The organism is Microbulbifer sp. ABF4_148, assembly GCF_056158985.1.
The window spans coordinates 1,649,550-1,674,250 of sequence record NZ_JBSWUI010000001.1 but is presented as its reverse complement, the minus strand read 5'-3'; the positions used below and the strand labels follow the sequence as shown (position 1 = coordinate 1,674,250).

At 58.7% G+C, this 24,701-nt stretch carries 22 protein-coding genes; 5 read left to right on the top strand and 17 right to left on the bottom strand.

Features of this window, described 5'->3' with window-relative positions:
- Position 1: 1 nt before the first annotated feature.
- The 7 genes from rodA to ACXAD0_RS07165 form a co-directional block, all read right to left on the bottom strand.
- Positions 2 to 1,147: a rod shape-determining protein RodA gene (rodA, locus tag ACXAD0_RS07195; RefSeq protein WP_475087691.1), complete on the bottom strand. Its 1,146-nt coding sequence runs from the start codon at positions 1,145 to 1,147 to the stop codon at positions 2 to 4.
- Complete coding sequence (gene mrdA / locus ACXAD0_RS07190; protein WP_475087690.1) at positions 1,140 to 3,023, bottom strand: penicillin-binding protein 2; 1,884 nt, start codon at positions 3,021 to 3,023, stop codon at positions 1,140 to 1,142. Before mrdA ends, rodA begins: the two co-directional genes overlap by 8 nt.
- Before the next feature lie 125 nt (positions 3,024 to 3,148).
- Positions 3,149 to 3,625: a 23S rRNA (pseudouridine(1915)-N(3))-methyltransferase RlmH gene (gene rlmH / locus ACXAD0_RS07185; RefSeq protein ID WP_475087689.1), complete on the bottom strand. Its 477-nt coding sequence runs from the start codon at positions 3,623 to 3,625 to the stop codon at positions 3,149 to 3,151.
- Positions 3,622 to 3,966: a ribosome silencing factor gene (gene rsfS / locus ACXAD0_RS07180; protein ID WP_475087688.1), complete on the bottom strand. Its 345-nt coding sequence runs from the start codon at positions 3,964 to 3,966 to the stop codon at positions 3,622 to 3,624. The genes rlmH and rsfS overlap by 4 nt, the downstream gene beginning before the upstream one ends.
- A gap of 5 nt (positions 3,967 to 3,971) precedes the next feature.
- Positions 3,972 to 4,679 carry a nicotinate-nucleotide adenylyltransferase gene (gene nadD / locus ACXAD0_RS07175; RefSeq protein ID WP_475087687.1) on the bottom strand — a complete coding sequence of 236 codons (708 nt, stop codon included), beginning with the start codon at positions 4,677 to 4,679 and terminating at the stop codon, positions 3,972 to 3,974.
- A 24-nt stretch (positions 4,680 to 4,703) separates the two neighbouring features.
- Positions 4,704 to 5,996, bottom strand: coding sequence for a glutamate-5-semialdehyde dehydrogenase (locus tag ACXAD0_RS07170; protein ID WP_475087686.1), 1,293 nt, complete (start codon positions 5,994 to 5,996; stop codon positions 4,704 to 4,706).
- Positions 5,997 to 6,128: 132 nt separating this feature from the next.
- Complete coding sequence (locus ACXAD0_RS07165; RefSeq protein WP_475087685.1) at positions 6,129 to 6,704, bottom strand: LON peptidase substrate-binding domain-containing protein; 576 nt, start codon at positions 6,702 to 6,704, stop codon at positions 6,129 to 6,131.
- 125 nt (positions 6,705 to 6,829) lie between these two features.
- Between ACXAD0_RS07165 and ypfJ the strand changes: the two genes are divergently transcribed.
- Positions 6,830 to 7,732: a KPN_02809 family neutral zinc metallopeptidase gene (ypfJ, locus tag ACXAD0_RS07160; protein ID WP_475087684.1), complete on the top strand. Its 903-nt coding sequence runs from the start codon at positions 6,830 to 6,832 to the stop codon at positions 7,730 to 7,732.
- A gap of 98 nt (positions 7,733 to 7,830) precedes the next feature.
- Positions 7,831 to 8,112 carry a peptidylprolyl isomerase gene (locus ACXAD0_RS07155; RefSeq protein WP_475087683.1) on the top strand — a complete coding sequence of 94 codons (282 nt, stop codon included), beginning with the start codon at positions 7,831 to 7,833 and terminating at the stop codon, positions 8,110 to 8,112.
- Between the two features lie 76 nt (positions 8,113 to 8,188).
- On the opposite strand, the gene ACXAD0_RS07150 is transcribed toward ACXAD0_RS07155, so the two are convergent.
- From ACXAD0_RS07150 to mpl, 4 genes are all read right to left on the bottom strand, one after another.
- Positions 8,189 to 10,816, bottom strand: coding sequence for an efflux RND transporter permease subunit (locus ACXAD0_RS07150; RefSeq protein ID WP_475087682.1), 2,628 nt, complete (start codon positions 10,814 to 10,816; stop codon positions 8,189 to 8,191).
- 90 nt (positions 10,817 to 10,906) lie between these two features.
- Positions 10,907 to 11,179, bottom strand: a complete 273-nt coding sequence (locus ACXAD0_RS07145) for an Rdx family protein (RefSeq protein WP_475087681.1) — start codon at positions 11,177 to 11,179, stop codon at positions 10,907 to 10,909.
- Positions 11,176 to 11,820 carry a flavin prenyltransferase UbiX gene (locus ACXAD0_RS07140; protein WP_475087680.1) on the bottom strand — a complete coding sequence of 215 codons (645 nt, stop codon included), beginning with the start codon at positions 11,818 to 11,820 and terminating at the stop codon, positions 11,176 to 11,178. The genes ACXAD0_RS07145 and ACXAD0_RS07140 overlap by 4 nt, the downstream gene beginning before the upstream one ends.
- A gap of 25 nt (positions 11,821 to 11,845) precedes the next feature.
- Complete coding sequence (gene mpl / locus ACXAD0_RS07135; protein WP_475087679.1) at positions 11,846 to 13,234, bottom strand: UDP-N-acetylmuramate:L-alanyl-gamma-D-glutamyl-meso-diaminopimelate ligase; 1,389 nt, start codon at positions 13,232 to 13,234, stop codon at positions 11,846 to 11,848.
- A 149-nt stretch (positions 13,235 to 13,383) separates the two neighbouring features.
- On the opposite strand from mpl, the gene ACXAD0_RS07130 reads away from it, so the two are divergent.
- Together ACXAD0_RS07130 and ACXAD0_RS07125 are read left to right on the top strand one after the other, a co-directional pair.
- The gene (locus tag ACXAD0_RS07130) at positions 13,384 to 14,646 is read left to right on the top strand and encodes a 6-phosphofructokinase (RefSeq protein WP_475087678.1); all 1,263 of its coding nucleotides are present in this window, start codon (positions 13,384 to 13,386) and stop codon (positions 14,644 to 14,646) included.
- A 288-nt stretch (positions 14,647 to 14,934) separates the two neighbouring features.
- Positions 14,935 to 17,769, top strand: a complete 2,835-nt coding sequence (locus tag ACXAD0_RS07125) for a TonB-dependent receptor plug domain-containing protein (RefSeq protein ID WP_475087677.1) — start codon at positions 14,935 to 14,937, stop codon at positions 17,767 to 17,769.
- A 93-nt stretch (positions 17,770 to 17,862) separates the two neighbouring features.
- Here the strand turns inward: ACXAD0_RS07125 and ACXAD0_RS07120 are convergent, their stop codons facing one another.
- Together ACXAD0_RS07120 and ACXAD0_RS07115 are read right to left on the bottom strand one after the other, a co-directional pair.
- A complete protein-coding gene (locus ACXAD0_RS07120) occupies positions 17,863 to 18,324 on the bottom strand; it encodes a putative quinol monooxygenase (RefSeq protein ID WP_475087676.1) in 462 nt (153 codons plus the stop codon).
- Between the two features lie 57 nt (positions 18,325 to 18,381).
- On the bottom strand, positions 18,382 to 19,140 hold the full coding sequence (locus ACXAD0_RS07115) for an SDR family oxidoreductase (RefSeq protein WP_475087675.1): 759 nt from the start codon (positions 19,138 to 19,140) through the stop codon (positions 18,382 to 18,384).
- Between the two features lie 292 nt (positions 19,141 to 19,432).
- On the opposite strand from ACXAD0_RS07115, the gene ACXAD0_RS07110 reads away from it, so the two are divergent.
- Entirely contained in the window at positions 19,433 to 19,861 is a 429-nt protein-coding gene (locus ACXAD0_RS07110) for a hypothetical protein (RefSeq protein ID WP_475087674.1), read from the top strand.
- A 131-nt stretch (positions 19,862 to 19,992) separates the two neighbouring features.
- Here ACXAD0_RS07110 and msrA read toward each other — a convergent pair whose 3' ends face one another.
- The 4 genes from msrA to ACXAD0_RS07090 form a co-directional block, all read right to left on the bottom strand.
- Positions 19,993 to 20,604: a peptide-methionine (S)-S-oxide reductase MsrA gene (gene msrA, locus ACXAD0_RS07105; RefSeq protein WP_475087673.1), complete on the bottom strand. Its 612-nt coding sequence runs from the start codon at positions 20,602 to 20,604 to the stop codon at positions 19,993 to 19,995.
- Positions 20,605 to 20,688: 84 nt separating this feature from the next.
- Positions 20,689 to 21,858, bottom strand: coding sequence for an iron-containing alcohol dehydrogenase (locus ACXAD0_RS07100; protein WP_475087672.1), 1,170 nt, complete (start codon positions 21,856 to 21,858; stop codon positions 20,689 to 20,691).
- A gap of 14 nt (positions 21,859 to 21,872) precedes the next feature.
- Positions 21,873 to 23,270 (bottom strand): aldehyde dehydrogenase family protein, encoded by a 1,398-nt coding sequence (locus ACXAD0_RS07095; RefSeq protein WP_475087671.1) that lies wholly within the window; start codon positions 23,268 to 23,270, stop codon positions 21,873 to 21,875.
- 38 nt (positions 23,271 to 23,308) lie between these two features.
- Positions 23,309 to 24,682: a glutamine synthetase family protein gene (locus ACXAD0_RS07090; RefSeq protein WP_475087670.1), complete on the bottom strand. Its 1,374-nt coding sequence runs from the start codon at positions 24,680 to 24,682 to the stop codon at positions 23,309 to 23,311.
- Positions 24,683 to 24,701: the final 19 nt, after the last annotated feature.

The following is a 24,701-nucleotide window of genomic DNA, read 5'->3' as shown; positions in this document are numbered from 1 at the left end:
CCTAAAACGTTACCCGCCGACGCTCGGTACTGATGGCCATCAACAGCCCGAATCCCGCCATCAGCGTGATGACCGAGGTACCGCCATAGCTGACCAGCGGCAGCGGCACACCAACCACCGGCAGCAGGCCGGTGACCATACCAATATTCACAAAGACATAGACAAAAAATGTGAGCGTAATACTCCCCGCCAGCAAACGGCCGAACACCTGTTGTGCCATAACACTAATATAGATGCCCCTTGCAATAATCAGCACGTAGAGCGCCAGCAGGATCAGTACACCACGGATGCCCCACTCTTCCGCGAGAACCGCGATAATGAAGTCGGTATGGCTTTCCGGCAGGAAATCCAACTGCGACTGGGTCCCCTGCAGGTATCCCTTGCCGTGGGTACCGCCGGACCCGATCGCCGCTTTCGACTGGAAAATGTTCCAGCCCGCCCCCAGCCGATCGTCGTCGGGGTTGAACAGGGTCAGGATGCGCTGACGCTGATAATCCCGCAGACCCCATAGCCAGATAGGCCACGCAGCAGCGACCAACGCCGCTGCCGCACCAAAGATCAACCGCCACCTGAGCCCCGCCAGGTACAGGGCAAAGATGCCGGATGCCGCAATCAGGATCGAGGTACCCAGGTCGGGCTGCCGCACGATCAGCGCCGCAGGTAACAGTGCTATGCCCAGAGCGCCAATAATACTGAGCAACGAGGGCGGCAAAGTTCGCTTATGCAGAAAGGCGGCGACCGAGATTGGCACCGCCAGCTTCATGATTTCAGAAGGCTGGAAACGGAACCCGCCCAGATCCAGCCAACGCTGGGCGCCCTTGGCGCCTACCCCGACAAACAGCACGGCAACCAGCAGGCAGCAGCCACCGATATACATCCACGGCGACCAACGTCGATAAAAATCCAGGGGAATCTGGGCGGCGATAAGCATGCCCACAAAGGCCATGCCCATAAAGATGGCCTGGCGTTTCACATAACGAAATTCAGCGCCGGCGGCACTGTAAAGAACGACCAGGCCGACGCCACACAGGGCCATCAACAGCACCAGTAGCGGCACATCAATGTGCCAGCGCCTGGCCAGGCTGACCGGCCGACTCAGGCTCGTATGGGAGTCCGGCAGACGGTGCTGGAAATCACGGCTAGCCATTCGCCGCCTCCTGCAGAGACGGGACCTGCACGGTATTTTCCAGCGGCCGCGACATCCAGTCGAAGAACACCTCACGGGCAACTGGCGCGGCCACCGCACCACCGGCCTCGCCGTTCTCTACCAGCACGGAAACCGCGATCTGCGGATCATCGGCGGGCGCAAAGGCGACAAACAGCGCGTGGTCGCGATGGCGCTCCTGGAGCGCCTCGGAATCATATTTGGCGCCCTGGGCAATCCCGACGACCTGGGCCGTACCGGTCTTGCCCGCAACTCGGAACTCGAGTCCCTCACCGGCTTTTTTACCGGTGCCGTTCAGCGCGTACACTACGGCCTCCATGCCTTCAAACACGAGATCCCAATGTTCGGGACGCACCTCGACGTTGTGCAACACCTCGGGGGGCTGGTCGACGCCATCCACGGCCATCACGACTTGCGGCCGATAGTGCGTGCCTCGATTGGCGATCGTGGCAGTCATCACCGCCAGCTGCAGCGGGGTGGCCAGCACGAAACCCTGGCCGAGAACGGCATTGAGGTTATCCCCGGGGAACCAGGGCATGCCACGCGCGCCGCGCTTCCAGTCCCGCGACGGGAACAGCCCCGGTCGCTCTACTGGCAGGTCGATGCCAGTGCGCGCGCCCAGGCCGAAATTCGTCGCCATCTCCTTCATGCCCTCGATGCTCCAGCGATGGGCAAGATCATAGAAATAGGTATCGCAGCTCTCGGCCAGTGCCTGGGTCAGGTCGACCTTGTTGCCGTGCCCCCAGCGTTTCCAGTCACGATAGAGACGCTTGTCATTGGGTAGCTGGTAAAAGCCGGGGTCGCGGATCTGGTAGTCGCGGGTAATCAGCTTGGCATCCAGGCCGCCGAGCCCCATCATGGGTTTGAGCGTGGATCCGGGCGGATACTGGCCCTGCATCGCTCGGTTGAAGAGCGGCACGTCGAGGGAATCGGACAGCGCGCGGTAGTCATTGAAGCTAATGCCGGTCACGAACAGGTTGGGGTCGAAGGAGGGCTTGCTCACGAACGCCAGCACCCCTCCGGTTTTCACGTCGATCGCCACGACGGCACCGCGCCGGTCACCGAGAGCATCACTGGCCACCTGCTGCAGGCGCGCATCCAGGTGCAGCGTCAGTTCCGCGCCCGGTTTCGGGTCCTGGCGCTCCAGCACTTTCAATACGCGTCCGCGGGCATTGGTCTCGACATTCTCGTAGCCGACCTCACCGAGCAGCAGCGGCTCATAGGACTTTTCCAGCCCCACCTTGCCAATACTCTGGGTACCGCGATAACGACGCACATCCTCTTCGGTAAATTGCGCCAGATCCCGGTCACTGATCCGCCCCACATAGCCCACGCTATGGGCAAACAAGTCCGTCAGCGGATAGTGCCGCACCAACTCCGCATCCACAGACACGCCGGGCAGGCGATATTCATTCACACTGATGCGCGCAATCTCCTCCTCGCTCAGGCGGAAGCGCAACGGCGTCGGTTGGAAGGGACGGCGCCGCTGCAGGCGCTTGCGAAACTTGGCGACATCGCGATCGTCGAGCCGCACCAGCTCGCCGATCGACTCCAGAGTGGCATCCATATCCTTCACGCGCTCGCGCACGATCGACAGGGTGTAACTGGGCCGGTTGGCGGCCAGCAGCGTACCGTTGCGGTCGTAGATCAATCCGCGTGTGGGGGCGACAGGGCGTACCTGGATACGGTTCTGGTCTGACTGGGTCTGGTAATCCTGATAGTGCACAACCTGCAGGTTGTAGAAGCGCGCCACCAGTACCCCCAGCAGCACGACCACCCCCAGCACGGCAACAAGCATGCGTCCTCGAAAGAGGCGCAGCTCCAGGTGGGGGTCTTTGAGCTGAAGGTTCTCAACCATTGGCTATCGCGGGCTCTGGTCCGGTTCGGTGGCGCTAAAATCGCCAGGCTGCATACATTATCACACCCTCCGAACATTTCCTGTCCGGTGGTCACAAGGCTCATTACAGAGCACCCGCCTGCGGGCTACTTGTGATAGGGGTGACCGGCCAGCAGAGTCCAGGCCCGGTAAATCTGTTCGGCCAGCACCACGCGAACCAGCGGGTGTGGCAGAGTCAGGGGAGACAGCGACCAGCGCTGACGGGCTTTCGCCAACGCTTCCGGGGCGAGACCATCCGGTCCGCCGATCAACAGGCTCACATTCTCACCGAGCATTTGCCAGTCAGCCAGCTGTGCCGACAACTGCTCTGTACTCCACGGCTTTCCTTTGACATCTAAAGCCACGATATGATCCCTCGGGCCCAGGGCAGCGAGCATCGCCTCCCCTTCCCGGCGTCGGGCCTTGTCCACCAGGGCCGCAGAATTCTTCTGCCCGCGCTGCCCCAGCGGGATCTCCACCACTTCCAGGCTCAGCTCACGCGGCAGGCGCTTGGCATACTCCTGGTAACCTTCCTGGACCCAGCCGGGCATACGCCCGCCTGCCGCCAGGATCCTTAACTTCACTGGCCCTGCTCGTCGCGGGAAGCGGGAGCCATCGACCAGAGCTTCTCGAGGTCATAGAAATTGCGGATATCCGCCTGCATCACATGGACGACGACATCACCGTAATCCACCAACACCCATTCGCCCTGCTCCATACCCTCAACGCCAATGGGACGGACACCCGCTTTTTTGCCGTCTTCTACGACATTGTCAGCGAGGGATTTCACCTGGCGGTTGGAGGTACCCGTGCAGATGATCAGGGTATCCATCACGTCGCTCATCCCGGACACGTCCAGAGAGACGATTTCCTTGCCTTTGAGATCTTCCAACGCCGCAACGGCAATATCTTTAATATCAGTCATAACACCTATCTGATTTGGTTGCCGGCATCGCCGGTCGCTCCGTAGAGCTGGTTTTCTTCAATATATTGCAAAACCGCTTCCGGCAGCAGGAAGCGGGGGCTGACACCCGTTCGCAATTGCGCGCGAATGTCAGTGGCCGAAATCGGTAACAGGGTCAACTTTTGCATGACCAGACTGCCACAGGGGTTCTCGGCCAAATCGGTAACCGTGCCGCCGCAGCGCGCCAGCAAGTTCCTGAGCAACTCGCCATCCTGCCCCTCCAGGGTATCGAGCGACCAGCCGGGTCGCGTCACCACCACCAGATGCGCCAACTGCAGCAACTCTTGCCAGCGGTGCCAGCGCGGCAGGGTCAGGAGGGAATCCATCCCCATACAGAAGCTGAGCGACACGTCACCACCCAGCTCGTCGCGGAGCTCGTGCAGGGTATCCACCGTGAACGTATCGCCGCCGCGACGTAATTCGCGATCGTCAAGCTGCAGCGCTTCACAAGATTGCAGAGCCAGCTCGAGCATGCGAGCGCGATGCCGGGCAGATACCCCCGGCGTGCTCCGATGCGCGGGCTGATGACTCGGCAGCAGGCGCATCTCGTCGAAACCGACAGCGTCGCGCAGCTCCAGCGCCATGCGCAGGTGACCGAAGTGCACCGGATCAAAGGTGCCACCAAACAACCCGATCCTTCTCAGGTGTCCAGCTTCACTCCGTTGATCACTCATGAACGTGTCACCGGGATCCGTGTGTTACTGGCGAATCTGCCCATCGCCAAACACAATCCATTTTTGCGACGTCAACCCTTCCAGGCCAACGGGACCTCGCGCGTGAATCTTATCGGTACTGATGCCAATTTCCGCACCCAGGCCATATTCAAAGCCGTCGGCAAAGCGCGTCGACGCATTGACGATGACCGAGCTGGAATCCACTTCCGCCAGGAAACGACGGGCACGAGTGTAATCTTCGCTAACAATGGCTTCCGTGTGACCGGAACCGAACTGATGGATGTGATCCATCGCCGCCTCCATATCCTTGACCACGCGAATGGCCAGTATCGGCGCCAGGTACTCTGCACTCCAGTCCGATTCGGCCGCAGGCAGGCAATCACCCAACACTTGCTGGGTACGCGGGCATCCGCGCAACTCCACGCCCTTTTCCCGATACGCCGCCGCCAGACGCGGCAGTATTTCATCGGCAACGCCCTCGGCAACCAGCAGGGTCTCCATCGCGTTACACACACCGTAGCGGTGCGTTTTGGCATTGACCGCGATGTTGAACGCCTTTTCCAGATCGGCACGGTCGTCGATATACACGTGGCAGACACCATGCAGGTGCTTGATCACCGGCACCCGGGCATCGCGGCTGATACGCTCAATCAGCCCGGTTCCGCCGCGCGGCACGATCACATCCACATACTCCGGCATGCTGATCAATGCACCCACCGCCGCGCGGTCGGTGGTATCCACAACCTGCACTGCTGACTGCGGCAAGCCCGCTTCTTCGAGACCCGCGGTAATGCAGCTGGCAATTGCCGTGTTCGAATGCAACGCCTCGCTGCCGCCCCTCAAGATAGTGGCGTTACCCGATTTCAGGCACAGGCTGGCGGCATCGATGGTCACATTGGGGCGCGACTCGTAAATAATGCCCACTACTCCCAGAGGCACGCGCATCTTGCCGATCTGAATCCCGCTGGGGCGATAGGCCATATCGCTGATTTCGCCCACCGGATCCGGCAGCTCGGCAATTTGCTGGAGCCCCTCGATCATTGCGTCAATACGCGCGTCGTTGAGTTCCAGTCTATCCAGCAAGGCAGCATCGAGACCGTTTTCCCGGCCTGCCGCCATGTCCCGCGCGTTGGCCGCCGCCAGCTGCGGTCGCTGGGCATCGAGTTGTCCGGCAATCGCGCGCAGGGCACGATTCTTGGTTCCGGTGTCGGCGCGGGCCATCAGCCGCGCTGCGGCGCGGGCGGCGCGCCCCATGTTCTCGAGTTTTGCCTGGGTCGACTGCTGGGCGGTGGCTTCCGCCGTGCTGACGCTGTTCACAATGGCTCTCCGTGCGGGTGTGCTAAACAGTTGAATACTTTCCCGCGACACGAAATCGCGGGCCGCGCAGTATACCCTACCGGCGTCCGGTATTTCTCCCAAAGCCGGGACAGGATGCGGGGGCGCCCTGATTTACTGCCGGGTCCAGCGTTCCAGATGGGCGGCGATGGAGGCGAGCCGCTCCAGTGGATCGCTCATCGCCAGCATGTCCACGCGGTCGCGGTCTTCGAAGGGCAGCAACTGGGTCAATTGCCAGGACAGCGCGTCTGCGCTATCCACCGGGGCAAATTTGAATGACAGCATGGCGGCATGCTCCTTGAGCTCATCCAGCATGCCGAGCAGGCCATCGCACTCAGAGGGAATCGGCTGCACCGGGTTATCGTCCAGCCACTCGACCATGCCGATCAGCAGGTCGTGCTCGTCACGGCGGGTATCGACGACCCGAAAGCGCCGGCTGCCGGCGACATCGACATGCAACAGCCCTTCCTCGCCCTGACTCCAGTCAACGATCTGAACCTGCAGTCCGATGGGCCAGATATCCGCATGCCCGACCTCCCCGCCGGACCGGATCAGCACCACACCAAAGCCGGAACCGCTCTTCAGCGATTCACTCACCAGGTGGATATAGCGCTGCTCAAAAATCCTCAGGGGCAGTGTCACGCCCGGGAACAGGGCCACCCGCAGCGGAAATAGGGGTAGTTCAGTCAATGTCTCGCCTCGAGATCTTCAACCTCAATAAGATAACACCGGCGTGCAAATCTCCCCACAGGCTCAGGAAGAATTTTGTGCCTACTGGTCTAGACTCAGTAGAAACCCTGTTGTGGAGAACCCCCATGCGTTGGCGTAAGGGTCGAAGAAGTAGCAATGTCGAGGATCAACGTGGACGCTCCGGGTCTGGCGGCGGGGGCGGACTGGGGAGCCTGCTGGCGCTGGCCCCTCTGCTGATCCGCAGCAAGCTGGGCTGGGTTATCCTGGCCGTGCTCGCGGCGATGTATTTCTTCGGTGGCAATACCCTGTTCAATACGGGCCAAATGGAGACGTCTCCGCAAAGCGTGCCCGGGCAACAGCCGGGGGCACCCGCCGGAACTGGCTCAGATGAATTAAAGGAGTTCGTGTCCGTGGTGCTGGCCAATACGGAAGACACCTGGGGCAAACTCTTCTCCGCCGCCGGGTCGCAATACGTCCCCCCCAAACTGGTGCTCTACGACGACTACATTCGCTCCGCCTGTGGCACCAACTCCTCCGCAGTGGGTCCCTTTTACTGCCCCGGTGATGGCAAGGTCTATCTCGATCTGAATTTTCTTGGTGAGTTGAAACGCCTTGGCGCTCCCGGTGACTTTGCCTTCGCCTACGTGATTGCCCACGAGGTAGGTCATCACGTGCAGAACCTGCAGGGCACCTCGCAAAAAGTGCAGCAAGCGCGTATGCAGTCCGACCGGGTCACCGCTAACCGCCTTTCGGTCATGCTAGAACTACAGGCTGATTGCTATGCCGGGGTCTGGGCACATTTTGCCCATCGCGACCAACAGATGCTGGAACCGGGAGACATCGAAGAAGGCCTGCGCGCCGCAGCCGCAGTTGGCGATGATCATCTGCAGAAGCGCTCGGGTCGCGCAGTTTCCCCCGATGCCTTTACCCATGGCAGCGCAGAGCAGCGAATGTTCTGGTTTCGCCGCGGCTTCACGACGGGCGACGTGAATCAATGCGACACTTTCGCTGCACTGGCAGGACAATGATGCCATTCCATCCCATGGCTTCCTCAATCTGATAAGCTGCAACGCGTCAATCTATATAGAGCCCGGCTTTGGGTTCAATGCAAAAAGGAGCAGATACCATGCCTACAGCATCAGCACGCCACATTCTTGTGGATAGCGAGGCCCAGTGCGAGGAACTGAAGAAGCAAATCGAAAACGGCGCAGATTTCGGTGTAATCGCACAAGAACATTCCCGCTGCCCATCAGGCCGCAGCGGCGGAGACCTGGGTACTTTCTCTCAGGGACAAATGGTACCGGAGTTCGACAAGGCCGTATTTTCTGGCGAGCTGAACAAGGTTCAGGGCCCGATCAAAACCCAGTTCGGCTACCACCTGCTGGAAGTGACCTCGCGTAACGACTGAATCTTCGCGCGACACAAAAAACCGGGCGATTGCCCGGTTTTTTTAAGCCTGCAGTGTCGACTACACCGCAAAAAACTCAGCTATCAAGGCAGGGTTGTGCCCCCGCCGGAATCTTTCCCACCTGGCGTCCCGGCACCTCGGGGGCCGGTAGTGGCCGCACCAACAAAATCAGCAGCGGTAACAGAGTCAATGAACCCAGCAAGGCCGCAGACATCGCCAGCGCGGTCAGCAGTCCGAAATAAATCGATGGGACAAACTTGGACAGCGCCAGAATCGAGAAGCCCGCGATAATCGTAATGGCCGTATAGAACATCGCCCGACCAATAGTGGCGTGACTGCGGTGCATGGTTGCCACGTAATCCCCGTCCTTGGCGAATTCCGCGCGGAACCGGTAGATATAGTGAATCGCGTGGTCCACGCCAATACCGACCGTAATGGCTGCAATGGTAATCGTCATCATATCCAGCGGGATACCGGCCAGGCCCATACCGCCCAGCACCACACAGGCAGCCAGCATGTTCGGCACCAGCGCAATCATCGCCAGGGAGAATGACCGGAACAGCACCAGGAACATCAGCAGGATGCCGACAAAAACGGCACCCAGTGTCAGGATCTGGGACTTGAACAGGCTCTGCAGCATATTGTTGTACAGCACCAGCAAACCGGTCTGGCGGACATCTGTTTCTGCAATGCCCATGTCATTGTGGACGTAGTTGTAAATTCGCTGGATCAATTCATCCCGGCGCAGGCTGGGGTCGGTTTCCATCACCCGCAAGGTGACGCGCGCCTGTTGGTTCTCAACCGACAGGTAAGGATCCACCAGCACCGCGTTAATCTCTTCCGGCAAGGTCGTCCGTGCTACCGCCAGTTCGAAATCATTCACCGCACCATCGTTCAGGTCCCGCGCCACTTTGTACAGGGTTGCCAGGGACTGCACCTTGCCTATTTCCGGTTGCTGCTCAAGATAATCATGCAACTGCTCGATCTTGCTGAGGCCCGCAACGGTGAACCAGTAGCTGTCGGGCAGCTCCGCTTCCTCGCTGCTGCCAAACGGATCGTCCGCAGCAAAGGGATCATCGCTCGCAAAGGCATCCTCGCTGGCAAACGGATCGTCTTCCACGCCGTACTCGTCATCACCCTCCATGGCAAACGGGTCGTCCTCGCCCTCGAACGCTGCCTCTTCGGTAGCGGCGGGCTTATCGAGAATGATGTCGAGCGTCACCGTGCCACCGAGACGACGGTCAATCACCAGCATGCCCTGATAAATTTCCGTGGAGCTGTCGAAGTAATCGATAAACCGGTTTTCCACCCGCAACTGGCTGATGCCTGCCACACTGACAACCGCCGCCAGCGCCGCAACGCCGAGCACTACCCAGCGATGCGTATCGGCAAAACGCGAGAACTTGAGGGTAAACGCGTGGGAGTTGTCAGCCGACACCCCTTCCACGCGCTTGGGCAACAACGTCAGCGCTGCCGGAATGACCAGGAAAGACATGATCAGGGCCAACGAGACACCGATGGTCATCATCCAGCCGAAATCAATCACCGGACGAATCCCGCTGACGACCAGCGAGACGAACGCCACTGCCGTTGTCAGCGCAGTATAGAGACAGGGTTTCGCCATAAAGCGGACAGCCTCCAGCGCCAACTCACGACGATCCCAATCGGGATTCTTGGCAACCAGCTCGCGGTAGCGCACCGACAGGTGGATGGTAATCGCCAGGGTAATAATCAGCAGTAGCGCGAGGAAGTTCGCAGAGATAACGGTCATGCGCCAGTCGAGCCAGCTCAGCAGGCCCAGCATGATTACCGCCGTCAGCACACAGGTCACCAGTGGCAACAGCACCCAGCGCACCTGCCGGAAAATCACCAGCAGCGTCACAACGATAAAGATAAGGATACCGGCCCCGAACACCACCAGATCACTTTTGATAAACGCGATCATATCGGCGGTAATCATCGACACACCACCCAGGAACAGCTCGGCGTCTGACTTGTACTCCTCGATAATGCCACGCACCTCATCGACTCGCGCGCGGGATTGCAGATCCTGCTCCGTGCGATGCTGCAGATAGGTCGCCGTCACTTCTTGCAGACGCGCCGCCTCTTCCGCAGTCAGCTCCCCCGCATTGCGCTTGCGCCGCAGGGCGTCGCGCTCGCGCACCAGTTCGATACCGCGGCTGTCGAGCGTCAGGTTAGCCAGTAAAGCCGTGGTCTGGCCGTCAGGGCTGAGAATCAAGTCCCGATAGATGGGGCTCGACAGAAACTCCTGCCGGGCCATGTCTTTGTCGGTATCCGCCGTGGACAGGGTTCGAATTTCCTTGGCAATGTCCTTGATAGCCGGCTTGGGGCTGTACAGCAGGGGGACATCCAGGATGGTCTGGACCGACGAAACCCCTTCAACACCGGCCAGGGTATCGCGCAGCTGTCCCAGGGTCGCCAGAGAATCTTCGCTGAACAGGTCGCCATCTTTGTAGCGGTAGGTCACCACCAGAAAATCGCCGGTTGCATAGCGCTCGGCAATCTCGCGGAAGTAATCCAGGGAGTCATCGGTTTCGAGCGTCAGTGAGTCCGCCGACGCGTCAATTTTGAAGCGCGGCAGTCCGAGCGCCGCCGCCAGCGCGATCAGCGCGACGAACAGCAGCACCGCCTTGGGGTGCCGGGTTACCAGGTTTTCATAAGCGGTCTTCAGGGCAGACAACATATACAGGTCGCTTCTCTATGAGTCCGTTATCGCGTAACGGTTATTTACTTGTCGGGGTGCCGCTGGCACGCCCTGGTGTTCGAGTGCGGTTCAGCGGTCGATATGACCGAGGTCGCGTTCAGGAAAGATCAGATCGCGAACCCGCTGTTTGAGTTCCTTGGGACCGGGGAAGCCCCCATCCCTTTTCCGCTCCCAGACCAGCTGGTCCCCCACGGAAATTTCAAACACGCCTCCGCTGCCCGGCTGCAGGGCAACCTGCAACAGGTCATCGGAGAAGGTATACAACAGCTCCTGGGCCATCCAGGTGGCGCGCAACATCCAGTTGCATTGCACGCAGTAGTGAATCGTGACCGAGGGTTTCACAGAGCCGCCTCGGGCTCGCCCCACTGCGGCAACAGCGCCTGCTGCAGGCCCAGCTGATCGAGGATCCGCGCCACTACAAAGTCCACCAGATCTTCCACCGACTGCGGACGCTGATAAAACCCGGGGCTCGCAGGTACCACCAGTGCGCCCATCCGGGTCAGCTTCAGCATATTTTCCAGGTGTATCTCTGAATAGGGGGTTTCCCGCGGGACCAGAATCAGCTGGCGCCGCTCTTTCAGGGCCACATCGGCCGCCCGCTCAATCAGGTTATTGGATGCCCCGGTCGCAATCGCTGAGAGGGTGCCGCCACTGGCCGGGCACACCACCATGCTCGACGACGCGCCCGATCCGGAGGCGACCGGCGAAAACCAGTCGCGCCGCCCGAACAGGGTCAGCTGACCGGGGCGCGCGCCATAGAGTTCGGCAAAAAACGCCTGTTCCTGAGACTCATCGACGGCATCGCCTTGCGGCAGCGGGCAATCGGTCTCGGTCGCGATCACCACCCGTGCGGCATCCGATAACAACAGCCACACCTGGCAATCTGCGGCCAACAGGCACTGCAGCAGTCGCAGACCATACTGGGCACCCGAGGCACCGGTTATGGCCAGCGTTACAGTCTTGGTAAACGGGGAATCGGTCAAATCTGCTTCCGTCTCAAAGCGGCCGTCAGCCGGCCGCATCGCGGCCCTTTTCCAGTGCCGCGAGCAATTTCTGGTGGATACCGCCAAAACCGCCATTGCTCATGATCACCACATGGCTACCCGGCTCGGCAAGATTCAGCACGGATTCTACCCCGGCTTCAATATTGGCGAAAATTTTGGCAGGCACGGTGGAGTGGTGGACCACATCATCGAGCGACCAGTCCATGCCTTCGGGCTCATACCAGAGCACCAGGTCGGCGCCCGTGCAGGCTTTCGACAGCTGTCCCTGGTGGAATCCCATACGCATGGTATTGGAACGCGGTTCAATCAGGGCGATGATCCGCTCGTCGCCGACCTTGGCCCGCAGGCCATCGAGGGTGGTTTCAATCGCGCTGGGGTGATGGGCAAAATCATCGTAAACACGCACGCCATCGATGTCTCCCAGACACTCCATACGGCGCTTGACCCCTTCAAAGCCCCGCAATGCCTCGGCAGCGGTCTCGGGCTCCACCCCCACATGGCGCGCGGCAGCGATGGCGGCCAGGCCGTTGCGCACATTGTGCAGCCCCGTGTGCTGCCACTCCACATGAGCCACTACCGAGCCCTGGAACTGCACTGAAAAACTGCTGCCATCCGCGGAAATATCCACCGCACACCAGTCTCCCTGCCTTACGCCATCGCCATCTTCGCAGTCAAAGCGCTGCAGCTCGCTCCAGCAGCCCTGTGCCAGCACCTGTGTCACGGCCTCATCGGTGGCGGCCACGATCAGGCCGTTACCCGGCACCGTGCGTACCAGATGATGAAACTGCTTCTGGATCGCCGCCAGATCATCAAAGATGTCCGCATGGTCGAATTCGAGATTATTGATCACCAGGGTGCGCGGGCGGTAATGGACAAACTTGGAGCGCTTGTCGAAGAAGGCCGTGTCGTACTCGTCAGCTTCGACCACAAAGAAGGGGGTTTTCCCCAACCGCGCGGACACGTCGAAATTGCGCGGCACGCCGCCGATCAGGAAACCCGGCTCCATTCCCGCATATTCCAGCACCCAGGCCAGCATGCTGGCGGTGGTGGTTTTCCCGTGGGTACCGGACACCGCCAGCACCCAGCGTTCCCCGAGGAAGTGATCACACAACCACTGGGCACCCGAGGTGTAGGGCAACCCACGCTCAAGGACAGCCTCCACCGCAGGGTTGCCACGCGATAACGCGTTACCAATGATCACCAGATCAGGCGCCGGCTCAAGCTGGGCCGGATCGTACCCTTCAGTCAGGGTAATGCCAGCCTGCTCCAGCTGGGTGCTCATGGGGGGGTACACATTGGCATCACTGCCGGTGACCTTGTGCCCCTCGGCCACAGCCAGCTGGGCCAGGCTGCCCATAAAGGTGCCACAGATACCTATAATGTGGATATGCATGCTGTAAATCGCGCTCCTGCTGATTGCGACGAAAGCTTAACACGGTAAGAACGGACAGTAATTGCGCAAACCGACAGTTCCAGTGCAATTTCCAACCTCTTCCAGTAGACTTCGCGCCGTTTTTGCCCGCCTCAATCACTGGGAAGCTCATGTCCAAGAGAAATGCCTTCTACGCGCAATCCGGCGGTGTCACTGCCGTCATCAATGCCTCCGCCTGCGGCGTCATCGAGGCCGCCCGAGACCACCATGACCAGATCGGCCATGTTTATGCCGGACTGAACGGTATTGTAGGCGCGCTGCGCGAGGAGCTTGTGGATGTCAGCCAGGAGAGCGTGGAAACCATCGCCGCCCTGCGACACACGCCCTCCGGCGCCTTTGGCTCCTGCCGTTACAAGCTGAAGAGCCTCGAGGCCAACCGGGCAGAGTACGAACGCCTGATCGAAGTCTTCCGCGCACACGACATCGGTTACTTCTTTTACAACGGCGGTGGTGACTCCGCGGATACCTGCCTGAAAATTTCCGAACTGTCGGAAAAGATGGGGTACCCGATTCAGGCGATCCACATTCCCAAGACCGTCGACAACGACTTGCCGTTTACAGACAACTGCCCAGGCTTCGGCTCTGTCGCCAAGTATGTGGCGGTCTCCACCCGCGAGGCGGCGCTGGATGTCGCCTCCATGTGCGCCACGTCCACCAAGGTGTTTATCCTGGAAGTGATGGGTCGCCATGCGGGCTGGATTGCCGGCGCGGGTGCACTGGCGCAGGAGCAGGAAGGCGATGCCCCGCACATCATCCTGTTCCCGGAAGTCGCATTCGACAAAGAGAAGTTCCTGGCCCGCGTACAGAAGACGGTGGATGAGCAAGGCTTTTGCGTAATCGTTGCTTCCGAAGGCGCGCAATACGCCGATGGCACTTTCCTTGCCGACTCCGGTAGCGTCGATGTGTTCGGGCACAAACAGCTGGGCGGCGTTGCCCCGACCCTGGCGCGCATGATCAAGGACGAACTGGGGCTCAAATATCACTGGGCACTGGCGGACTACCTGCAGCGCGCGGCACGCCACATCGCCTCCGCTACCGATGTTGCCCAGGCCTATGCCGTCGGCCGCGCGGCAGTCGAGAAAGCCCTGCAAGGCAAGAATTCAATCATGACCACCATCGAACGCGACAACGGTGAGCATTACGGCTGGTCTGTTGGCGAGGCGCCGCTGTCTGAGGTGGCCAATGTTGAGAAGATGATGCCACGGGAATACATCAGCGAAGATGGCTTTGGTATTTCGGATTCCGGTCGCGCCTACCTGCAGCCGCTCATTCAGGGTGAGGACTACCCGCCATACAAAAATGGGATTCCACAATACGCGCGGCTGAAGAAAGTACTGGTCTCGAAAAAACTCTCAGAGACCTTTGACGTCTAAACTGACGCCGCACGCCTCTACCGATAAGCCCGCTTAATGCGGGCTTTTTCGTGCCATTCTTTTCCCACCATCCCGAATTTCAGTCAACTGGTCGTTGGCAAAATTTCCCTGACAACCTGTCGACATCTCCAACCCTCTGATTTTCATCGAAATTTTTCCTGACAACATTCCGCTGCGCGCTATTGCCATCGCCTCGAGCAAACAAATTATTGCACACAAAAACATATTTGCGATAACCTAAGTTTGCTTCCGCATACAAAATAAACTTTCCCAAGAGAGGAGCGCGTCATGCAACCAACGAAGAAACTACTGCCGCTTGCGATCGCAGCGGCGGCGATGGGGTACACCGGAGTGGGCTTTGCCCAGGCCGACAACAGTAATGAAGAAGCGGAGATCGAGCAGGTAGTGGTAACCGGCTCAAGGATTGTCCGCTCCACCTTTGAAACACCCGCGCCGACCACCGTGATCGACGCAGAGAACATCAAGATGTCTGGCGAGCTCAACCTGAATGAGATGCTCTCCACGATGCCGCAATTTGGCGAAGGCTACGACTCCACCAGCGGCAGCTATTCCTTCGGTAATTCGGGGCTCAATGCGTTGGACTTGCGCGATATGGGCACCATTCGCACCCTGTCACTGGTCAACGGACATCGACCCGTTCAGGTCACCACAGACAGCAACACCATGGTGACGGATATCGGCATGATTCCCAGTGAACTGGTGGAACGGGTCGAGGTCATGACCGGCGGTGCTTCGGCGGTATACGGCGCGGACGCCGTTGCCGGTGTGGTGAACTTCATTCTCAAAGACGATTATGAAGGGGCCAGCTTCCGCACCCAGTTCGGTGATTCCGAAGCCGGTGGCGCGGCCAATCGATCTGCGACCTTTACGTTCGGTCAAAATTTTGATGACGGGCGCGGCAACGTCGCCGTCTCCCTCGATTACTTCAAGCAGGACGTTCTCCACTTCCGCGACCGCAAAGATGCGGCTGGCAGAACCCGCTACATCTCCAACCCGGAAAATACCGGCCCGGATGATGGCATCAAGGATTTCCTGATCCACAATGGCGTCACTTACCCGGACTTCAATATCGTCGGCAATACGTTTGGTATCTGGAATGGTGCTGAGAGTGGAACCGACTGGTATATGCTGGAAGGCGACCAGGCCCGCCTGAGTACACCGGCCGCCAATATCGATGCCGGCTGGAAGGCACTGGATGGCACTGCCCATGATCCCAACGCCTACAACTTCGCGCGAAGCCCCTATGAAAGGATCAATGCCTATAGCCGTGTGACTTACGAGCTGACTGATGACCTGCGTATCAGCGGCGACATTATGTATTCCGGCACCGAGTCCTATGACGAAATTGATCCCGACTTCATCTGGGGATCCTGGTTTACCGTGACCGAACTCGAAGGTTACGGCATCAGCGTACCCGATGCCGTGGCGGATCTCGCCAACACCGATGGTGGCTGGCTGAATCTCCCCTACACCTTCGATGAAGCCGGGCCACGCTGGCACGAAACCGAGCGTGAATACCTGTCCGCCAGCCTGACTCTGGACGGGACGCTGGCAAACGACTGGCGCTGGAATACCCGCATTGGCAGCGGTTATACCAAGGGCGAACTGCGTCGCGGAAACAATCTCCGCTACGATCGCATCGATATTGGCACCTTCCAGGTCATTGGCCCCTGTGAGGAAACCGGTAACTGCCCGTCGTTTTCTCCGTTCGAACCCGCCTCGCAGGAACTGATCGATTACGTCATGGTGAATCACAACACCTATACCGACGTTCAGCAGCATACCTTCGCCGCCAACCTCTCCGGTGACGTATTCTCCTTGCCTGCCGGGGATATCCAGTTTGGCGTCGGTGTCGAAGGACGTTCTGAGAGCCTGGACTACCAGCCATCAGAACTGTGGCAATCTGGCCTGCTCAGCTCACAGCAGACCCCCATTAACGACAAGAGCCGGACGGTCAAGGAAGTGTATGGCGAACTGCTGGTCCCCCTACTGAGTGAAATGCCTCTGGTACAGAGCCTGGAACTGGAGACGGCGGTACGGGGTGCCGAATATTCCACCGAAAATGCAAACTTCACCAGCTGGAAAAGCGGCTTGAACTGGGCCATCAACGACAGCGTCCGCTTCCGTACCAGCTTCTCCGAGTCTGTGCGTGCACCGCAGCTCGGTGAAATGTATCTGGGCACCAGCATTGGCTACGGCAATGTGACGGACCCGTGCGATGTACTCGAAATCGACGGCGGACCTTCCGATGGACGTCGCGAAATAAACTGTCGTGCACTGGGTATTCCCGACGGCTGGGAGTCCAACCTGAACGGACAGCGTGGTCGAATTATTTCCGAGGGCAATGAAGACCTGAAGGAAGAAGAGGCCAGCACGTTGACCGCCGGCTTTATCTTTACGCCCAGTTTCGTAGACGGCCTGAATATTTCAATCGACTACTACGACATCGACCTGACAGACATGATCGTCCGCTTCGGGGCAAGCGACACGCTCGCACTGTGTGTGGATTCGACCAGTATCCAAAATGACTTCTGTGCGCAGGTAGAACGTGCCGCGAATGGGGATGTTGTCGGAGTGCGCGACACCTTCATTAATGCCGACGGTTCACGTCGTCGCGGGATCGACCTGGAGCTGGACTACCAGTTCAGCCTGGCGGACAGCATCGGCGTGCCGGGTGACCTGCGTCTGAACTTGCTGGCAACCAAACAGCTTGAACATTCCTACTCCGAAGTGGACGGCGCAACCGGACAACTCGAAACAACCGAGTACGCTGGCGAGTTCGGCTCACCGGAATACAAGGCTGACATGTCCGCACTGTACAGTCTGAACGACCTGAGCGTGCGCTGGACGACCAAGTTCACCGAAGGCGGACCTATCGATCTCGATGGTAATCCGGAACGTTACCAGGGATTCTTTGTGAAGGACTCCCTGTACCACAACCTCTGGGCAGGCTACCAAGTCAATGAATCGACGGAACTGTATCTGGGTGTCAACAATGTTTCCGATGAGCGTTGGACCGACCACCCCTATACGTCTTACGGTTCGAACAACTACTCACTATTGGGTCGCTACCTGTACGCAGGTGCAACGCTCAATTTCTGAGTTGATGCACGTCACTCTCCCTACCTGAGGCGCCTGTCAGGGCGCCCGTCTCTCAGGAAATTTTGCCGGTGCGCTGCGCCGGCTTTTTTCTCTTTACGATGAAACCTTGTGCATCTCGCTCACAATAAAAGACTTCACTGCACCCTCAGTCGCCCGCAGGTACTCATCGAGATGCGGACTCTTCATATGCTGCTGCCATAACTCACGACTCTCCCAGTTCTCGAGAAAGAGGAAAACTGATGGGTTATCGTGGTCCTGATGCAGGTCGTACTGTACACAACCGGCATCTTTTCGCGTGGGCTCAATCAGTTTCAGCAGTTCGGATTTCACAAAGTCGATCTGGTCCGGCTTGGCTTCAATTCGCGCCACGATTGTCAGCTGTTCACCCATTCCTGCTCTCCATTGCGTTGCCATTTTCCCGCCGCGGTGCAATTCCTGGTTGATCTGCCACAGCCAGGATTTCTCCGCCGTAAAGGGTACAAAGTCTTCTATCAGGCAGTGTACCGGTATTTGCAACAGGCACAGTGAAATGGCCGTCTTCCAACGGTCAGGCATGTCATGCACAGGAAGAAAGGCATTAAAAAGTTCCTGAGCGCAGTGATCCTCATGTGTTCAGTCCGGACGGGAGGGCGCTACCGGCCAGCCGCCTGCAAACTTGATGATACTGCCGGTATGAAATACCCCCGGCAGATTGGCCAGATAGCGTACCAGCTCCCCCACCTCCGCCGGATCCCCGAGACGCCCTGCCGGCACCGCGGATTCTATGAATGCCCGTCCTGCCGGATTAGCGGAAAATTTTTCCTTCGGGAAATATGTCTCGCTGTAGAGATAATTTGGCGCAATGGCATTCACAGGAACGTCGAACGGCGCCAATTCAATACTCAGGGTTTTCACCAACGCATTGGCGGCAGCCCGCGCCATATCCGGTATGGATCCACCCGCCTGCGGCAACTCTGTGCGACAGGAAGTGATCATGATGACACTGCCTTTGCGCGCCGCCTTCAGTCGCGGCATCGCCGCCTGCATCAGGCGAAACGGATAGACCACCAGATGCTCAAGTGTGGACTGCAAGTCGCCGACAGCGGCCTGCTCAACCGGTGCATGTATGGCCGGGAAGGCATCGTTACTCACCAGCACATCGAGACCGCCGTACTCTTGATACACGTACTCGATCAGGCGCTCGGGCTCTTCGATGGCCACCGCATCAACACCGGGTCGCCCCGACACATACTCCGCACGCGCACTGGCATCGGCAAATAGCCTGTCCTGCACAACGACGGTCATACCCTCGGCAGACAGGGCGGCAACCGCGGGAGGGCCAACAAACTCTGTGGCGTTGGTCACCAGGACCACTTTTGATGGGGTACTCATATCACTTGCGCCATATTCACTGTTTCACAAGAGGATATTGATTACATGAAAAGCGTAGTGGGACCAATCATCATTTGGTCGCAGGCGATCAATCAGTCTACCGATCCTGATTCCTCCGCTCGTGAGCGCCTGGAAGGATTCCACTCCGGCACAGCCTCGATGTTTTCAATCAATGCGACCCACCGTCCTCCGCCTGCCATGGACCGTCCCATGGCACAAAAAAACGACATCCGTCGGCGAATGCGGTCAACATCTATGCTTACTGCAGGCGGCCACCAATCGGGAACACATCATGGCATGGCAATGCGGTAGGAATAAGGTCTTTGCACTTTTCCATAACTTTGGCTTGAGCGAGACATTCGGCCAGGGAGTGGCGGAAAGGGAAGCCAAAACGCGGGCTGAAGAAAATCGAGATGTATTGATGAGACTCGAAAAGCAACGGGTTGAGCAACTATTAGAAAATGAACCGGGCTTTGGTCGCTGCCCGGAGAATTGTCCTGTCGCAGTGGTTTCGGCGGAGCCGGAACCTGTAACTCTTGTTGAATCTCGGCCCGGCGTCAAAACCAAACTCGTATTCTGGTTGTTCGGGTTGATCCCTATTCGCTACTCTGTGACCACTTGGGTAGCCAAGGCCGATGCGCCTTTTCAGTTGATTCTGGAATGCAAGGAAGAGGAACAGGAAGAACCCACATCTGAGCAGGGAAAAGACCACACCAAATGACGATCCAATTGGGCATCCCGAGCGCCCTGAAAAGGAAATAGCGCCGCTGTGCAGCCGCAGGCTTGGTGAGGCCACTATTTCCCAGGTATGAGCGGCGAACCGATTACCGGCTGTAATACCGCTATATTCCCCTACTCTTTACCCCAGACCTCTTCCAGACGCTGGTCGCGCCCACAGCGATACCGATAATATTTGTAGCGTACCGGATTCCGCTGGTAATAGTTTTGGTGATACGCCTCGGCGGGATAAAAGGTAGCCGCCGAATCAATCTGGGTCGCGATCGCTTTACCGAGTTTCTTCTCCGCCGCCAGCTTGCTGGCTTCTGCCAGCTTTCGCTCTTCTTCGTTTGCGACAAAAATCGCACTGCGGTATTGATCGCCCCGGTCACAAAACTGGCCACCCCCATCAAACGGATCAACGTTGCGCCAGAAAATATCCAGCAGCTCCGCATAGGAAACGCGATCTGCGTCATAGGTCACCTGAAGGACTTCAGCGTGACCGGTTCCACCGCCGGAGACCTGTTTATAGGTAGGGTTCTTAACGGATCCCCCGCTGTACCCAGACACGGTTTCAATAACGCCGCCCTGCTTGTCAAAGGGCGGCTCCATGCACCAGAAACATCCGCCGGCGAATACCGCGGTCCGAATATTTTTGCTGGGTTCTGCCACAGACTGCGCCAGGGCCCCGTGTGAGAACAACATCGGACCTAGCAATACCAGCAATGCCAGAGATACTACGCGCATGGTCAACTCCTGATTCTCCGTATTTTCAGGTTAGTCGCGCTCCCTCGGGCAATTATTACACCCTCTGGAAGTACATTGCCTTACTCACAACTTGCCGGTCAGTGCCCGTTGGAACAGCTCGCTGTATTGCTTGGCAGTAAAATGAATGGGGTTGCCGTCTGCCGACGGGTCGACCGCCGCCATTTCCCCTACCTGTGATACGCGATCTCCATCGATTCCGATCTCTTCCAGGCAACTGGGAATGCCAATTTGCTGCCGTAAATCCAATACCCAGGCCAACACGCCGTCGAACCCCGCCTCCGACAGTTCCAGATACCGGGCCAGCCGTGCCATCGGGGATTCAATCGCCGGACGATTCGCGAGGAGCACATAGGGCATCAATACAGCATTCAGCAATCCGTGGTGCTTGTTATACAGCGCGCCAATGGTGTGTGCCAGCGCATGCATTGCGCCCAGCCCCCGTTGAAATGCGGTCGCCCCCATACTGGAGGCAACCAGCATATGCAAACGCGCCTGGAGATCACTTCCTTCCGACACGGCCCGGGGCAGGAATTCCTGCACCTTGCGAATACCCTCCAGGGCAATGCCCTCCGCCATCGGGTGGTAAAAGCGCGAGTAATACGCTTCCAGGTTATGCGATAACGCATCCATGCCCGTCGCCGCGGTCACCTCTGGCGGCAACCCCACCGTCAGGTTCGGGTCGAGAATGACGGTCGCGGGCATCATTCGGGGATGAAAAATGATGCGCTTGATACACGCCTCTTCATCCGTGATCACGGAAGCCCGCCCGACCTCGGAACCAGTTCCTGCCGTCGTCGGGACAGCAATCACGGGCACCATGCCGGCTTCATCGACGCGCTGAAAGTTGTCCCCGGCATCCTCGAAATCCCACAGCGGACGTCGCTGTCCGACCATCAGGGCAATGGCCTTGCCCGCATCCATTGCGGAACCACCGCCGAACGCGATCACCCCATCGTGCCAGCCTGCGCGCATCGCCGCCACGCCGTCCTCGACATTTTTTCCGGTCGGGTTTCCCTGAATTTCCGAGAATATCGCCGTATTGAGTCCTTCGCCCACACAGGCCTGGACTGCGCGCTGAACCATCGGCAGTTCGGCCAGCCCCGGATCCGTCACGAGCAGCGGAGCATGGATATTCAATGCACGGCAGGCATCGGGTAGTTCGTCTACCCTGCCGGCACCAACGCGCATCGCCGTCGGGTAGTTCCAGTTCACACTAGGCAGTTCATCCGGCATGGACTTGTTCTCACTCAGGCATTGTCGATAGACGTACGAAAATGGAAAGACTGCGGGCGGGTCAGATGTTCGTAGCCGACGGTCGAAAGGGTACAACCGCGTCCGGAGTTTTTGACTCCGGTCCAGGCGAGAGCGGGATCCAGGTAATCACAGCGATTTAGAAACACTGTGCCACATTGAAGTTGGTCTCCGAGCGCCAGTGCTGCCGCTTCATCCCCGCTGAAAATTGCCGCAGTCAGCCCATAGTCACTGTCGTTCATCAACGCCAGTGCTTCCTCATCATCGCTGACGGCCTGCACCCCCACAACCGGGCCAAAAGACTCTTCCGACATAACCCGCATATCGTGGTGTACATTGGTAAGCAACTGCGGAGCCATATACGCACTGCCGCGCTGATCCAAGGCAAACTCCCTCGGATCAATGTGAGCCTGGGCACCCGCAGCCACCGCCTCATCGATCTGGTCGCGAACGCGGTCGGCGGCGTCGGCGCGCACCAGCGGGCCCAATGTTGTCTCCGGGTCATCGGGCCGGCCCAGTCGATACTCCTTGAGCAAGGCAACGGCCCGCTCAACAAACGCATCGTGCACTGTCTGTTCGACATAAATGCGCTCAATGCCACAGCAGGATTGCCCGGAGTTGAAAAAGGCCCCGTCCATTGCGGTCGCTACAGCATGATCGAGATCCGCATCTGCGCGGACATAGGCGGGATCCTTGCCGCCGAGTTCCAGGCCTGCGGTGATGAAACGCCCTGCGGCCGCGCGCTCTACGATTGCGCCTCCAGTAACTGACCCGGTAAACGCAACATGATTGATTTGCGGAGCCTGAATTAATTCACGGGTATCGTCGTGGTTCAGATGCAGATACTGGAAAACCCCCATGGGCAAGCCGGCCTCATGAAAAGCGGCCACCATACGCTCCGAGCACAGCGGCGTTTGCGCAGAGTGCTTCAGAATCACCGTATTGCCAGCCATGAGAGCGGGCACGATGGCATTCACGGCTGTCAGGTAGGGGTAGTTCCAGGGTGCGATCACCAGTGAAACGCCCAGTGGTTGGCGACGGATAAAGCGTGTGAACCCTGTCTTTTCAGGCAACTGGATATCCGCTAGCGCATCTTCAGCAATATCCACCATGTAGCGCGCGCGTTCGGCAAACCCGTCGATCTCTCCTGCGGCATAGCGGATGGGACGTCCCATCATATGACAGAGTTCCTTACCCAGTGCGTCGCGCTGGGTAAGCAGCAGCTCCACACCGTGGCGAACGATGTCGGCTTTCTCCGCTATCGGAACACGACGCCAATGCTCACTCGCACGATCCGCTGCACCAACGACGCGTAAAATTTCTGCCGCGTCCGCAAGAGGACGCTCTACATAAATCGATCCATCGATAGGGGAAATACACTGAAGGGTATTCATGGTTGCTTTCAGGCTATTGGATAGGGTTTCTGAGTCTCTTAAATAATTTCGAAATAGCGCTCGAGTTCCCAGTCGGTGATGTGACGACGGAACTCCCGCTCTTCCCACTCCCGACTCGCGGCAAAGTGTTCAACAAACTCTGAACCGAACAACTCCCGGGCTGCGTCAGAAGCCCTCAATCGCTGTGCCGAGTCCCACAAGGTCCGCGGTAATGCCAGACCATCGGCGTGCTCCAGCGCGTATGCATTACCCGCGACTGGCTCCCCCGGCTCCCATTGCTGGAGCACCCCGTAGAGGCCGGAGCCCAGCGCAGCTGCAAGTGCCAGATAGGGGTTGGCATCTGCCGCACCGAGGCGATATTCAACACGCTGCGATTTGTCCGAACCGGGAATAACCCTGAGTGCAGTCGTGCGGTTCTCGACGCCCCAGGTGGCATCTGTTGGCGCCCAGAAACCGGGGATCAGACGTCGGTAACTGTTCACGGTAGGGGCCATCATGCACAGGAGCTCCGGCATCAAACGCTGCTGGCCGGCAACAAAATGACGCTGCACCGCGCTCATTGAATCGGGCTGGCCCTCGGCAAAAAACGCAGACTTGCCACTATCGAGATCGCGCAGGGAAAGATGGATGTGGCCACTCTGTCCGGGGTAATCCCCCGACCACTTGGCCATGAAGGTCGCCATCAAATCGTTGCGCTGGGCCAGCACCTTGATAAAGGTCTTAAACAAGGCGGCCTTGTCCGCCGCAGACTCGGCAGCGTCGACCGTGATAGCCGCTTCCAGAACCCCGGGGCCGGTTTCGGTATGCAAACCCTCCAGCGGAAAGTCCATCGCCTCCGCCAGGCCGAGCAGTTCCTGATAGAAGTCTGAATGCACCGAATTTCGGATAACCGAATACCCGAACCAATCCGGCGTGAAGGGTTTCAGGTCACGAAAGCCTTTTTCCCGCGCGGAATCTGGTGTCTCCTGAAACAGGAAAAATTCATATTCCAGTGCAGCAAACGGATCAAATCCAGCGGAATGGCAGCGATCAATCACACGCCGCAGCGTCGCGCGCGGGCAGACGCTCTCGGCCTGCTGTTCGAACTCCGCGATAAACAGCAGCATGCCATTTTCCAGCGGGAGGTCACGACACGTATGAGGAAGAATCCGAACCGGGGCGTCGGGATAACCGGTATGCCAGCCGGTGAACTGGGCATTGTCATACAGCTGGTCCTTCACGTCCCAGCCCAGCACGACGTCACAGAAGGAAAAGCCTTTCTCCAGCGAAGCGAAGAACTTGTCGCGACTCATGTATTTGCCGCGCATCACACCGTCGTTATCGAACAACCCCACCTTGACGTGGGTCAGGTCGCGTTCTTCCACAATGGCGCGCGCATCTTCGGCGCTGCGCACGTTGCGCGGTTCGAGCATAAGCCCCTCGTTTCCATTG